Raw genomic sequence first — 14,013 nt, 5'->3', positions numbered from 1 at the left:
TATAATCATCGAGTCGCCGGGAGACATCCGCGACCAGGTTTGACAGCCTGATTGTTACGTCCGCACCCCGCTCACGCGGGAGTGCGTCTGCTGCTGCGCGTCTATATTCAATGGGCGGGCTGTGGTGGGGGAGCCGCAAGGCTCGCCGGCTTGACGTAACACCGGTCTGTCAACCCTGCCATATGCCCGCTCACCCAGCTTCAACCGAGTGCCCGGGCGACCCACCGAAACACGGGGAGATCGCACCATGACCAAAAAGTCACTCAAGCCGCAACCCACGACGCCCACCCGTCCCCCCGTCGACGCCCTCCAATACGAAAAGCTCGCCCTCTCAGCCTTCGACCTCTGCGACCGGAGCCTGACACAATTGGACACACTGATCACACTCGCGTCGTCGATACATAGGAATCCTGCGCTCACGCGGGACGAGCGTCAGCGTCGCCAGAAGCTGATCGAATTGCTGGTGGACACGGCAGAGCAATATCAGCAGGAACTCGAGTGCGACCGCGAGCTCTTCCAGGTCATCGCGTTGGATGCAAAGGGCGTCGCGCACAGCCGCATCACCGCGCGCCATGCGGCGAAGCTGCTGGCGGAGGCATCGCAGAAAGGCGGCGCGTCGCAGAAGGCCACGACAGACGGAAAACGCGGCAAAACGTCGTCCGCGAAAAACGCCGCTGCATTGGGAGTGGACTCGACGCCGCAGCCGCCCGCCGCGCCTCACTGAGTCACAAAGACAAAGGCAAAAGCAAACGGCAAAGACCACGGCGGGCAGCATAAAAACGCCCGCCAAACGCGCCCATCCACAAACCAACCCGCATCACGCCTTCAAAGGCAACCAGATCTCCAACCCGCCCATTCCGCTAACCGGATCGAACTTCGCGTCGTAGCGCTCGAAGTTGGGCGCATCGGCGGGAAGGTGTCCCGATGCCGGCAGCCACGTGTTCCAGATCGTGTTCCACGTGCGCCGTATCGTCGACACATGCTCGCGATGGCTGAACACCGCATAGCGCTGCGCGGCAATCCGCAAGCGGCTGAATTCGGCGGGCAAGGTTGAGAAGTCGCTGACTTCGACGCCGCACAGGTAGTCGATGTTGCCGGCATCGTCCGCGTTGTAGCAGACGCCATACGCGACGTTGCCCACCTGGCCCGGCACTTTGCCGAAGTACTCGTTAAAGCGCTGCCACTGCGATGGAATCGCGGCGGCGCTCTCGCACGTATAGCGCTCGCTCAGACCCGCGACGAGAAACGGCCTGCCGTCTTCAAAGCGCGGCGGCGCCAGATGCGTGAGAAGAGTTTCGTCCATTTTGATCGGCTCCACGATGACAAGATTGTCGAGATGACCACGCGCGCGCAGCGCTTCGGGCGTGAGCCCGAATTGCTCGCGAAACGCGCGCGTGAATGCTTCGTGAGAGCCGTAACCGGCGTCGATGGCAACCGTCAGTATGTCCGGCGCGCCGTCCGCGAGCCGACGCGCAGCCTCGCTCAAGCGACGCCCGCGCACGTAGCGCATGACCGGCACGCCCGTCGCCGCTTCGAAAGCACGCGCGAGGTGAAAGCGCGACACGCATCCACAGTGGGCGATGTCGTCGAGCGTGAGTTCTTCGGCAAAGTGGCTTTCGATAAACCACAGCGCTTTTCCAACCGGATTCATAGCGGCTCTCATGTCAGCATGAAGCCAGCATAGCTAGTTGCGAACGCGTGCGTTTGATCGGGCTTGCGGTTTTGCTGTTCATGCACGCGATGCAAGCGGCGCGAGCGTTGTGACCATTGCGACCAGCGTGAGCGCGACAGCCAGCCCACGCTCAGCAGCCAGCGAGCCGCGTGCCGCGTGCCGCGCATCACGTCGCGCACCACGCACCGCGTCCGATCAAACGTTCTCCGTCGCCGCCGTATTCCCCGCCGACCGCGGACGTTCGGCAGCGGACACGCCATGTCCATCACCCGCATCCGCATGAGCGGCAGCATCCGCAGCGCCCGGCCGTCCTGCGCGCAGCATCACACCGCCGATCACGCCCGCCGCCGCCGCGAAGATCGCGCCGACCGCAAACGCGACGTGATAGCCGCTGTTGAGCGCGGCGAGCGCGTTTTGCGTCGACAGCATCTCGCCGCTGCGCGCGGCCGCGAGACTCGCGAGCACCGCGAGGCCGAGTGCGCCGCCCATCATGAACGACGTATTGACGATGCCCGACGCGAGCCCCGAATCGGCCGGATCGACGTCGCTCATCGCCGCAAGCAACATGGGATTGAACGCGATGCCCGCGCCGAAGCCGAGCAGCATCATGCCGGGCAACACGTCGACGATGAAGCTGCCGCCCACCGGCGCGCGCGCGAACAGCGCAAGACCGCACGCGGCAACCAGCAGACCCACCGCGAGCGGAATCCGCAGACCGAAGCGCATCACGACGCGCGCCGACAGTCCCAGCGAAAAGAATCCCATGATGAGGTTCGCCGGCAAAAACGCGAGCCCGACTTGCAGCGGCCGATACCCGAGCACGCGCTGCAAATACAGCGCGGAAATGAAGAACCACGCGAACATCGCCGCGGCCCACAGCACGCCGACGACATTCGCGGTCGCCACGTTACGCAAGCGGAACAGGCCGAGCGGCATCAACGGATGCTGCACGCGCGACTCGATGATCAGGAACGCGGCGAGCAACGCAAGCGCGACGAGCAGCAAGCCGAGCGTTTGCGCCGACGTCCAGCCGGCTTCGTTGCCGTTGACCACGGCATAGACGGCGAGCATCAACGACACGGTGACCGACACGGCGCCGGCGACGTCGAGTCGTTCGCCGTGCGCGTGACCGCGCGCGGACGGCAGGAGCGCGACGCACAGCGCGTACACGGCAATGCCGATAGGCAGATTGACGAGGAAGATCCAGTGCCAGCTCAGCAGGTTCGTCAGCAATCCACCGAGCAGCACGCCGATGCTGCCGCCGCCCGCGCAGACGAAGCCATAGACGCCCATCGCTTTCGCGCGCTCGCCGGGCTCGGTGAACAGATTCATGATGAGCGACAGCGACACGGCCGATACGATAGCGCCGCCCAGGCCCTGCACGGCGCGCGCGCAGATCAGCAGGATCTGCGAATTGGCGAGGCCGCACGCGAGCGATGCCACGGTGAAGAGCGTAATGCCGCCGAGAAACAATCTGCGATGACCGTACAGATCGCCGAGCCGTCCACCGAGCAGCAGACAGCCGCCGAACGTCAGCATGTACGCGTTGACGACCCATACGAGCGATGTTTCCGTGAAGCCGAGATCCGCGGCGATAGAAGGCAATGCGACGTTCACGATGGTCGTATCGAGCACGATCATCAGCACACCGAGGCACAGCACCATGAGCGCGAGCCAGCGTTTATTGCCGTGGATGGAATGGGTCATGCGAAGGCTCCTGTGCCGCGATCGTTTGAAATTGCCGGCGGCTTCGAGCAAACGTGGGCTGTTTCAATGCGATGCCGGACGGGCCCGCCGCCCGGCGCGATGTTGATCAACCCGAGGTTGATCAAGCTAGTGGCAAGTTGTTGAGGGCGAGGGGTTTTTCAGTCTAGCACCCGCGAGTTTTGCGTCACAACTACGAATTCCTGGGCGGGCGAGGCATTCACCCCCCACCCAAAACCCCATACTCCCCACCCCTCTCCAAAGCCCGCCGATACGCCGCGCGCGCATGAATCCTCTGCAAAAACGCAGTCACAGCAGGCAACTCCATCCCACCGCGCGCCGTCGCCGCCTCAAGCGGAAAACTCATCTGCACATCAGCGGCAGAAAACTCATCACCAGCAAACCACGCGCTCTTACTCAACTGCTCCTCGATATACCCAAGATGCAGCTTCAACTGCGGATCGACGAAACTTGATTGCAGCGTCCCGGCAATTTTCCGCGCGATCGGCTTCGCAAAGAAGGGCATCGGCGCACTCGCGATACGCAGCGCGATCAGCTTGAGCAGCAACGGCGGCATCGCCGACCCTTCAGCGTAATGCAGCCAGTACGTGTAACGCAAACGCTCGGGCGTGCCGGCCGCCGGCGCAAAGCGCCCCTGCCCATACTTGTCGACCAGATATTCGATAATCGCGCCCGACTCGGCGATGGTCAGCCCATCATCAGTAATGACCGGCGACTTGCCGAGCGGATGCACCGCGCGCAACTCGGGCGGCGCGAGCATGGTTTTTGGATCGCGCTCATAGCGCTTGATCTCGTACGGAACGCCGAGTTCTTCGAGCAGCCACAAGACGCGTTGCGAGCGCGAGTTATTCAAATGATGGACAGTCAGCATGGATCGATAAACGGTGGCCAATGGAACGTCACATCATAGGGCTATTGTGCAGAGGCGGGCCTCTAGCCACACGCTTGCACGATGCAAACGTTCAAACACGCGACTTCGCTCCCATCAACTCATTAGAAGGCAAGCTCTCATCGAGCAACTTACGCGCGCTTTCAATACCCGCCACCGGCAATCCCTCGGGATCGAGCAAACCCACCTGCACGAGCACACTCGCCTGATCCCAGTAGATATGCTCGTTATAAAGCTTGTCGCCGCGGAAGCACACCACGGCCAGCATCGGCACTTCGAAGTACTTTCCCGTCGGCGCGACACCCGGCAATAGCCAGTCGATTTCGCAGCTATGCGTGCAACTGAAAATGAATTCATCGACGATACGATCTGCGCCGATAGTCCGCGAAATCGGAATCAGCTTCGTGTCGGGCGGATTCGAGTTAACGAAGTGATGCGTGTAAAAGCGCTTGCGATTGTCATGACCGACACCGCCGGTCATCGTCGGAACGTGATTGACGTAAGGCTCGGCGACCATCGTCGGCATGACCGCTTCCACGTCGCGCGTCGCGAACTCGTGATAGCAATGCGCTTCCCACAGGGCGTTGAGATCGTAGACAGGCCCGAGTACTTTGCGCAGCAGCGCAAGCGTGCGCGAATACGCCATCATTGCAGCCGGCTTATCGTATTGCGGACGCGCAGGCGCGGCAAACGCATGATCGCAACCGGGGTACACGTACTGCTCGATTTGCGGACGCGTGCGCAATGCAGCGCTGATCCGCTCGCGCGTTTCGGGCGGACACATCGCATCGTTCGCGGGGAAGTGAAACACCATCGGACAACGCACGGCCGGTACTTCGTCCAGATACGCGTCGAGGCCCACGCCGTAGTAACTCACCGCGCAATCCACATCGGTACGCGCGGCGCTCAGGAACGCGAGCTTGCCGCCGAGGCAGTAGCCGACCGCGCCAACCTTGCCGGCCTGATCGGGCATCGCGCGCAACGCGGCAACGGTGGCCGCGATATCGTCGACGGCAAGGTCGGTGTCGAATTGCGCCAGATAGTCGAGCGCCTGCTTCATGTCGGCGTCGCCATAACCGAGTTCGATGCCTGGCTTGATGCGCCAGAACAGATCGGGCACCAGCACCACATAGCCTTCTTCGGCGAAGCGCTCGGCCGTCGCCTTCATGGTCTCGTTGATGCCGAAAATTTCCTGCAGCAGAACGAGCCCAGGTCCCGAGCCTTGCGCCGGACGCGCAACGTAGGCATTGAAACGGCCGCCGTCCTGGGCGACAACTTCGATGAAAGAGCCGGCCATGCGTGTGTCTCCTGAGGTCTCTCGAGATTGGCGAGGAAGAGGGCTACGCCATCGTACGCAATTCGAAGCGCTTGAGCTTGCCTGTTTCGGTGCGCGGCAGTGAATCGACGAACACGATAACGCGCGGATACTTATACGGCGCCACCGTATTCTTCACGAATTCCTGCAACTGTGCGACGAGTTTGTCGTCGGCTGTATAGCCGGGATTGACGACGATGAACGCCTTCACGATCTGCCCGCGCGTGTCGTCCGGCACGCCGATCACGCCGCATTCGGCCACGGCTTCATGTTGCAGCAACACGCTTTCCACTTCCGGACCGGAGATGTTATAGCCGGCTGAAACGATCATGTCGTCGGCGCGCGCCTGGTAGAACACGTAGCCGTCTGCGTCGATATAAACCGAATCGCCCGGCAGATTCCAGCCGTCGCGCACGAATTTCAATTGCCGTTCATCGGCGAGATAACGGCAGCCGGTCGGCCCGCGCACCGCGAGCTTGCCGATGGTGCCTGGCGCGACCGGTTGCATCGCGTCGTCCACGGCTTGCACGACGTAGCCCGGCACCGCGCGGCCAATGGCATGCGGGCGTATCTCGCTGCCCTGCGCCGAAATAAAAATGTGGATTAACTCGGTGCCGCCAATTCCGTCGATCATGTCGATGCCCGTTGCGTCGTGCCATAAACGCCTCGTCGAATCAGGCAACGCCTCGCCGGCCGACACGGTTTTCTGCAAGCTCGACACGTCGTGATGCGCGACGAGCGGCGCCATCTGCCGATAAAAAGTCGGCGCTGTAAACATGATGGTCGCGTGAAAGCGCTCGACGGTCTGCAACAACGTCTCGGGCGTGAGTTTCTCAATCAGTACCGTCGACGCCCCCACGCGCAGCGGAAAACACAGCAAGCCGCCAAGCCCGAATGTGAAAGCGAGCGGGGGCGTGCCGCAGAAAATATCGCTGGCCGAAGGGCGCAACACATGACGCGGAAACAGATCGCACATCGCCAACACGTCGCGATGAAAATGCATGCAGCCTTTTGGCGCGCCTGTCGTGCCGCTCGTGAACGCGATCAGACAGACGTCGTCGGCTGCGGTATCGCATGCGGTAAAGTCGTCGGGCTTATTGACGGCGAGCGTATCGAGCGAATCGGCTGCATCGTCATGAAACAGCAGTGTTTGCTTTAACTCCGCGCAATAGAACTCGTCTTGTGGATTTGTGCAGCGCGCGAGTTCTTCAGTCAGGCGGGCATCGCAAAGCGCGGCGCTCGCCTGCGCCTTCACGATGATCTGCTTCAATTCCTTTGCGCGCAGCAGCGGCATGGTCGGCACGACAACAAGCCCGGCCTTCAGCGACGCAAGCATGGCGACCGCCATCTGCAACGTATTAGGCCCGCGCAACAGAATGCGATTGCCAGGGTGCAAACCCATTTCATCGACGAGTACATGCGCGCTGCGATTCACCATCGCGAGCAACTCGTTATACGTGGTGGCGCGCGGCTCGCCGTCCACCAGCGACCACACAGCGGGACGCGCGCCGTGACCCGCTTCGATCGTGCTATCGAGCAACTCCGTTGCGCAATTGAAACGCGCCGGATAAGCGACGTCGGGGTTGTCCAGCAGAAAAACAGGCCATTGATCCTGCGGCGGAAGATTGTCGCGCGCGAAAGTATCGACGTGTGCTGACGGTTCCATCGTGGTCTCCCCGGTATCGAGCCGGCTCCATGCGCTTCAGTTGACGAGAGCTTGCGTGTCCTTACTGCGGAATGACGGCGGTGGCTTCGATCTCGACCTTGGCTTCGTCCTCGATCAACGCGACGACTTGCACCGCGCTCATCGCGATGTCGTAGTCGCCGATCAACTCGCGAAACGCGCGGCCGATTTCCTTCAATGAGTCCAGGTACTCGCGTTTGTCGGTGACGTACCACGTCATTCGCACGAGATGCTCGGGTTTGCCGCCGGCTTCGTGCAGCACGGCGAGTACATTTCTGAGCGCCTGAATCGCCTGGCCGGCGAAGTCGTCGGTCTGAAATTGCGCCTGTTCGTCCCAGCCGATCTGGCCTGCAATGAACACTTGCGTGCCGGTTGCCGCGACGCCGTTTGCGTAGCCGCGTGGCTTGATCCAGCCGGCGGGAAGAAGTGCTTTTTTCATGAGCGTTGCGCCTCGCTGAATTCGGGCTGGGGAGCAAACATCGCGAGTGCGTTGGCGATGTCGGTGGGAATGTCGATCGAGCGGCCGCTTTCAAGCGATGTCGTCACGAGTACCTGTTTCGCGCGGAAACGTGTCTCGCCGTTGCAATGACCGAGAATGTCGATGCTGATCGAGCGTCGGCCGATCGCGCTCACGCTCAGCGTCAACATGATCGTTTCGCCCATCTGGCTCGGCCGCGAGAACTCGCAGTCGAGCTTGACGATAGGCAACCCGATGCGGCGCTGGGCGATCATCTGCGCATAGTCGATTTGCAAGCCCTCGTTGAACCAGTCTTCGACGAGCGCATTTGTCATCACCAGATACTGCGGAAAGAACACGATGCCCGCAGGATCGCAGTGCGAAAAGCGGATACGTACGGGCATTTGGAAGTGCGTGGTCATTTCGCGCTCTCTCCAGCGGCGGCGCTTGCGGCTGCGTGCGCCTTCAACAGATCGCGGCCGACGATCAATTGCTGCACCTCCGTCGCGCCTTCGTAAATGCGCAGCGCGCGAATCTCGCGATACAGCATTTCGACCGGCACGCCGCTTTGCACGCCCATACCGCCATGAAGCTGCACGGCGGCGTCGATGACCTGTTGCGCGCCTTCGCTCGCATGCCACTTCGCCATTGCGGCTTCGCGTGTCACGCTTTCGCCCTGATCGCGCAACCAGGCCGCGCGATAGACGAGGAGCGCGCTGCTGTCGAGGGTCAACGCCATCTGCGCGAGCTTCGCTTGCGTCAGTTGAAAATCGGCGAGCGTCTGGCCGAACATCTTGCGCGACGCGGCGCGCGCGAGTCCTTCGGCCATCGCATGCCGCGCGAATCCGAGCGACGCGGCCGCAACCGACGTGCGGAAAATATCGAGCGTGCGCATGGCGAGTTTGAAGCCTTCGCCAGGCGCGCCGAGCATCTGGCTGCGCGGTACGCGTGCGCCCGCGAAATGCAGACGCGCGAGCGGATGCGGCGCAATCACGTCGATGCGTTCGGCGATTTCGAGTCCCGGCGTATCCGCGTCGACAATGAACGCGCTGATGCCGCGCGCGCCCGGCGCTTCGCCGGTGCGTGCGAACACGACATAGAAATCGGCGATGCCGCCGTTCGAAATCCACGTCTTGTCGCCGTCGAGTATGTAGGCGTCGCCGTCTTCGCGCGCAGCCAGCGACATGGCGGCGACGTCCGAGCCTGCCTCCGGTTCCGACAACGCAAAGGCCGCAATCGCGGTGCCGTTCGCCACGCGCGGCAAGTAGCGAGTTTTCTGTTCATGCGTGCCGCCGAGCGAGATCGCGCCTGAGCCGAGGCCTTGCATCGCGAGTGCGAAATCTGCGAGGCCCGAATGTTTGGCCAGCGTTTCGCGCAGCAGGCAGACCGCGCGCGTGTCGATGGTGTCGCCGTGGCCGCCGTAAGCGACGCCGCCGACGCCATACTTAAGCCATCCGCTTGCGCCGAGTTCGCGCACGAGCCGGCGGCAGGTCGCATCGACATCATCGCGCTCGACGTTTGCAGCGTGTTCTTCATGCGATAGATTCTCGCGGCACCAGGCCTCGATGCCCGCAGCCAGTTCCCGATGACGCGGCTCGAAGAAAGGCCACGCAAGCGCGCTATGCAAATCGATGTGCTATCGGCGCTCACGTCAATCTCCCTCGAACACAGGGCGCGATTTCGCGGCGAACGCCTGATATGCGCGCTCGAAATCGCGAGTGCTCATGCAGATGGCCTGTGCCTGCGCTTCGGATTCGATCGCTTCGTCAATGCTCATGCTCCATTCCTGGTGCAGCATCTTCTTCGTGATGCCGTGCGCGAATGTCGGACCGGCGACGAGATCGGCGGCGAGTTTCTGTGCTTCTTCAAGAAGCTCGGCGGGCTCGCAAAGCCGGTTATAGAAACCCCATGCATAGCCTTCGTCGCCGCTCGCCGAGCGTCCCGTGAAAAGCAGTTCGGCGGCGCGTCCTTGACCGATGATGCGCGGCAAAATCGCGCAAGCGCCCATGTCGCAACCCGCGAGACCGACGCGCGAAAACAGGAAGGCGAGCTTGCTGCGCGCGGTGCTAAGGCGCATGTCGGACGCCATCGCGAGAATCGCGCCTGCGCCGGCGCACACGCCGTCGACGGCGGCAATCACCGGTTGCGGACAATGGCGCATCGCTTTGACGAGGTCGCCCGTCATGCGCGTGAAAAGCAGCAGTTCGGGCATCGGCAGGTCGATCAGCGGCGCGATGATGTCGTGCACGTCGCCGCCCGAGCAGAAGTTCTCTCCTGCGCCGTGGATCACGACGGCCTTCACGTCGGTCGCATACGCTAGCTGGCGGAACAGGTCGCGCAACTCCGCATACGATTCGAAGGTAAGCGGGTTTTTGCGCTCGGGGCGATTGAGCGTGATGGTCGCGACTTTGTTCGCGACCGACCAGCCGAAGTGCCGCGCTTCGTAATTCGCGAGTGTGACGCGGTTGCCTGCTAATAGCGCGTCGGCGTTTGCTTTTGACATGTTGGTGTCTACTCCTTCGGTGCGCGAGGCCTTAGTCCTTGAGACTATCCAGCAAATGCTTCTTCAACTTACCAAGCCGCTGATGTGTGCGCGACTTCTCCTCGAGACTCAAGCCGCCGAACAGCTCGACAACCCATTGCTCATGCGCGGCCGCCATCCTGTCGAACGCTTTGCGGCCCGCAGGCGTGAGGCACACGCTAATCGAACGGCGATCGTTTGGATCGTTATCGCGCGAGACGAGGCCTTCTTTTTCGAGTTGATCGGTAATGCCAGTGACGTTGCCGCCCGTCACCATCAGCCGACGCGAAAGTTCGGTCATCTTCAACCCTTCAGGATGACGCTCGAGTTGCGCCATCAAGTCGAATCGCGGCAACGTGGTGTCGAATTCGTTACGCAGACGCTTGCGCAATTCGGCCTGCACGAGGTTCGTCGTGGTCAGCATGCGCAGCCACAAACGCAAGCCCATGTGACTGTCGGCGCCAGTGCTCATTTCCAGATCCACGACGTTCTCCGCGGGTTTCGCGACGCCTTTGCGCGGCGCTTTGGCTTCTGCAGCCTTCGCGTGGCCGGTGGCAATCTTCTTGATGTTGGATGATTTGCTCACATCACTTCTCCACCGGCGATGGAAATGGACTGCCCCGTGATCGCGTCCGAGCCCGGCTGACACAGCCACAGCACCGCATTCGCAACCTGCTCGGGACTCACGAAGCGATGCTGCGGATTCGAGCGAAGCAGACTCTCGCGCGCCTGTTCTTCCGTGCGCGAAGTCTTGCTGGTGATTTGTTCGAGCGACGCATGCAGCAGTTCCGTTTCGGTGTAACCGGGACAAACCGCATTGACGGTGATGCCTTTGGTCGCGACTTCGAGTGCAAGCGAGCGCGTAAGACCGATCACGCCGTGTTTCGCCGCGCAATACGCGGCCACATACGCATAGCCGATTTGCCCCGCCGTACTCGCGACATTGACGATGCGTCCGTTCTTGCGTTCGAGCATGCCCGGCAACACCGTGCGGGTACCGAGAAAGACGCCGGTGAGATTCACGTCGAGCATGCGCTGCCATAGCGTCATGTCGGTATGCGTGAACGGCGCGGCCTGGGCCTGGCCCGCGTTGTTGATCAGTATGTCCACCGCGCCCGCTTTACTGAAAGCCTTCGCGACGGACTCTTCTTGCGTGACATCGACGGTGATGCTCGCGACGTCGCCCAATGTGTGGCATTTTTCGCGCTGCATTTCGAGCCGCTCTGCATTGCGGCCCATCAAGGTGACGCGCGCGCCGGCGCGCAGCAGTGCTTCCGCAATAGCGGCGCCGATACCGCTGCCGCCGCCAGTGACGACGGCATGTTGTCCCGCGAGTGACGAATGGTTTGAATTCACGTGGTTCCTTCCGCGCGCTGTGCGCGCTCTTGCGCCGACAAACCCGCATTGGCCACAGCCTGTGCGCGTTCACGTTCCAGGTTGCGTTCGAGTTGCGACTTCGCGGCGATGTATTGATTGGGCCACGTTACGTCGAAATAGCCTATCTTTGCGGCCTCATTCAACGTCCACGATGGATTGGCGAGATGCGGGCGCGCGATCGCGCACAGGTCGGCGCGGCCCGCGGCGATGATGCTGTTCACGTGGTCCGCTTCCGAAATCGCGCCGACGGCGATGGTCGCGATGCCCGCTTCGTTGCGCACGCGATCGGCGAACGGCGTCTGAAACATGCGGCCATAGACGGGCTTTTCTTCCTTGCTCACCTGACCCGACGACACGTCGATCATGTCGGCGCCCGCGGCTCTGAATGCGCGCGCGATCTGCACGGCGTCGTCGGGCGTCGTGCCGCCTTCGACCCAATCGTTCGCGGAAATGCGCACGGAAATGGGCTTGTCTTGCGGCCACACCGCGCGAATGGCCCTGAAGATTTGCAGCGGATAACGCAGACGATTTTCGAGCGAGCCGCCGTATTCGTCGGTGCGACGGTTGGTGAGCGGCGACAGAAAGCTCGACAGAAAATAGCCGTGCGCGCAGTGCAATTCGAGCCAGTCGAAGCCGGCTTCCGCGGACATTTGCGTTGCGCGCACGAACTGCGCTTCGATTTCGCGCAGGTCGTCGTGTGTTGCTTCGCGCGAATGCTGGCTGACGCCGCGCAGATACTGCTGCGGCGATGCGGAAATGAGCGGCCAGTTGCCTTCGTCGAGCGGCTGATCGATGCCTTCCCATGCGACGCGCGTCGAGCCTTTTGCGCCCGAGTGGCCGAGTTGAATGCCGATTTTCGCATCGGACTGACGATGCACGAAATCGACAATGCGCTTCCACGCGATGAGATGCTCGGGCGCGTACATGCCGGGGCAGGCGGGCGTGATGCGCGCCTCGGGAGATACGCAGGTCATTTCCGTCATGACGAGCGCGGCGCCGCCCATTGCGCGCGCGCCGAGATGCATCAGGTGATAGTCGCCGGCAATTCCGTCGACGGCCGAGTATTGCGCCATCGGCGACACCACCACGCGGTTTTTCAGCGTGACGCCGCGCAACGTGAACGGCGTAAACATGGGCGGGACCGAATGCTTTTGCGGCGCGCGCTCGAAGCCCGAACGCCGCGCGAGCCAGTCTTCGAAACTGGACACATAACGCGCGTCGCGCTCGCGCAGGTTCTCGTGCGAGATGCGCTGCGAGCGCGTGAGCAGCGAGTACGCGAACTGTTCGGGCTCGAACGATGTGTAGCGTTCGACGTGCTCGAACCATTCCGTCGAATTGCGCGCGGCGTTCTGAATGCGCAATACGTCGACACTGCGCACTTGCGTGTAGTGCTCCAACGCCGCGTGCAAATCGTCGCGATGCGCGCCGATGCTGTTGGCGAGTTCGATCGAATCTTCGAGTGCGAGCTTGGTGCCCGAGCCGATCGAGAAATGCGCGGTGTGCGCGGCGTCGCCCATGAGCACGACCGGCGTTTGCGTGCCGTCTGCGTTGCCGCGCCAGTGCACCCATTCCTCGTTGACCACGCGCGGAAAGCGGATCCATTGCGATGAGCCGCGCAAATGTGCGGCGTTCGAGAGCAGCGGATTGCCGTCCAGGTACTTTGCGAAGAGCTTCTCGCAGAATGCGATGCTTTCTTCCTTGCTCATTTCGTCGAGTCCGGCGGCACGCCATACGCGCTCCGGCGTTTCGACAATGAACGTGGATGTCTCGTCGTCGAAACGATAGGCGTGTGCCTGAAACCAGCCGAATTGCGTCTTTTCGAATGCGAAGGTAAACGCGTCGAATAACTTCCGCGTGCCGAGCCACACGAAGCGGCAATCGCGCATGTCTACGTTCGGCTTATAGGCCGACGCGTACTTCTGACGAATAGCGCTGTTCGCTCCATCGCACGCGACGATCAGGTCGGCTTCGTACTGGGTGTCGTCTGTGACCTGCGTTTCGAAGACGAGCTTCACGCCCAGTTCCTCGCAACGCGCCTGCAAGATATTCAGCAGACGTTTGCGGCCGATGCCGCAAAAGCCGTGACCGGACGAGCGCACTTTGCGTCCGCCGAAATGGATTTCGATGTCGTCCCAGTGATTGAACGCGTTCAGTATTGCGTCGGCGCTTGGCGCATCGGCGGCGCGCAGATTGCCGAGCGTCTGATCCGAAAAGACGACGCCCCAGCCGAAAGTGTCGTATGGACGGTTGCGTTCCACGACGGTGACATCGTGCGCCGGGTTGCGGCTCTTCATCAACAGGGCGAAATACAACCCCGCCGGGCCGCCGCCGATACAGACGATGCGCATGCTGTTCCCCACTGTGGACTTTGCT

13 protein-coding genes are annotated in these 14,013 nt (G+C 62.0%); 1 reads left to right on the top strand and 12 read right to left on the bottom strand.

Annotated features, from left to right (window positions below):
- The first annotated feature begins 247 nt into the window (after positions 1-247).
- On the top strand, positions 248-724 hold the full coding sequence (locus tag BGRAMDRAFT_RS03720) for a hypothetical protein (protein WP_006047324.1): 477 nt from the start codon (positions 248-250) through the stop codon (positions 722-724).
- A gap of 93 nt (positions 725-817) precedes the next feature.
- Here the strand turns inward: BGRAMDRAFT_RS03720 and BGRAMDRAFT_RS03715 are convergent, their stop codons facing one another.
- The 12 genes from BGRAMDRAFT_RS03715 to BGRAMDRAFT_RS03655 form a co-directional block, all read right to left on the bottom strand.
- Complete coding sequence (locus tag BGRAMDRAFT_RS03715; protein WP_006047323.1) at positions 818-1,651, bottom strand: AraC family transcriptional regulator; 834 nt, start codon at positions 1,649-1,651, stop codon at positions 818-820.
- Positions 1,652-1,867: 216 nt separating this feature from the next.
- Complete coding sequence (locus BGRAMDRAFT_RS03705; RefSeq protein WP_006047322.1) at positions 1,868-3,379, bottom strand: DHA2 family efflux MFS transporter permease subunit; 1,512 nt, start codon at positions 3,377-3,379, stop codon at positions 1,868-1,870.
- 217 nt (positions 3,380-3,596) lie between these two features.
- Entirely contained in the window at positions 3,597-4,268 is a 672-nt protein-coding gene (locus tag BGRAMDRAFT_RS03700) for a glutathione S-transferase (protein WP_006047321.1), read from the bottom strand.
- A gap of 91 nt (positions 4,269-4,359) precedes the next feature.
- Positions 4,360-5,583: a dienelactone hydrolase family protein gene (locus BGRAMDRAFT_RS03695; protein WP_006047320.1), complete on the bottom strand. Its 1,224-nt coding sequence runs from the start codon at positions 5,581-5,583 to the stop codon at positions 4,360-4,362.
- Between the two features lie 43 nt (positions 5,584-5,626).
- On the bottom strand, positions 5,627-7,267 hold the full coding sequence (locus BGRAMDRAFT_RS03690) for an AMP-binding protein (RefSeq protein ID WP_006047319.1): 1,641 nt from the start codon (positions 7,265-7,267) through the stop codon (positions 5,627-5,629).
- 61 nt (positions 7,268-7,328) lie between these two features.
- Positions 7,329-7,724 carry a RidA family protein gene (locus tag BGRAMDRAFT_RS03685; RefSeq protein ID WP_006047318.1) on the bottom strand — a complete coding sequence of 132 codons (396 nt, stop codon included), beginning with the start codon at positions 7,722-7,724 and terminating at the stop codon, positions 7,329-7,331.
- Positions 7,721-8,164, bottom strand: a complete 444-nt coding sequence (locus BGRAMDRAFT_RS03680) for an acyl-CoA thioesterase (protein WP_006047317.1) — start codon at positions 8,162-8,164, stop codon at positions 7,721-7,723. Before BGRAMDRAFT_RS03680 ends, BGRAMDRAFT_RS03685 begins: the two co-directional genes overlap by 4 nt.
- Entirely contained in the window at positions 8,161-9,375 is a 1,215-nt protein-coding gene (locus BGRAMDRAFT_RS03675) for an acyl-CoA dehydrogenase family protein (protein WP_044020264.1), read from the bottom strand. The genes BGRAMDRAFT_RS03680 and BGRAMDRAFT_RS03675 overlap by 4 nt, the downstream gene beginning before the upstream one ends.
- Before the next feature lie 18 nt (positions 9,376-9,393).
- Complete coding sequence (locus BGRAMDRAFT_RS03670) at positions 9,394-10,245, bottom strand: enoyl-CoA hydratase family protein (protein WP_006047315.1); 852 nt, start codon at positions 10,243-10,245, stop codon at positions 9,394-9,396.
- A 31-nt stretch (positions 10,246-10,276) separates the two neighbouring features.
- The gene (locus BGRAMDRAFT_RS03665; RefSeq protein ID WP_006047314.1) at positions 10,277-10,849 is read right to left on the bottom strand and encodes a MarR family winged helix-turn-helix transcriptional regulator; all 573 of its coding nucleotides are present in this window, start codon (positions 10,847-10,849) and stop codon (positions 10,277-10,279) included.
- Positions 10,846-11,619, bottom strand: a complete 774-nt coding sequence (locus BGRAMDRAFT_RS03660) for an SDR family NAD(P)-dependent oxidoreductase (protein WP_006047313.1) — start codon at positions 11,617-11,619, stop codon at positions 10,846-10,848. Before BGRAMDRAFT_RS03660 ends, BGRAMDRAFT_RS03665 begins: the two co-directional genes overlap by 4 nt.
- On the bottom strand, positions 11,616-13,988 hold the full coding sequence (locus BGRAMDRAFT_RS03655) for a bifunctional salicylyl-CoA 5-hydroxylase/oxidoreductase (RefSeq protein WP_006047312.1): 2,373 nt from the start codon (positions 13,986-13,988) through the stop codon (positions 11,616-11,618). Before BGRAMDRAFT_RS03655 ends, BGRAMDRAFT_RS03660 begins: the two co-directional genes overlap by 4 nt.
- Positions 13,989-14,013 lie beyond the last annotated feature (25 nt).

It is taken from the genome of Paraburkholderia graminis C4D1M (genome assembly GCF_000172415.1).
Classification (GTDB): domain Bacteria; phylum Pseudomonadota; class Gammaproteobacteria; order Burkholderiales; family Burkholderiaceae; genus Paraburkholderia; species Paraburkholderia graminis.
This window is presented reverse-complemented; position numbering and strand designations above follow the sequence as displayed.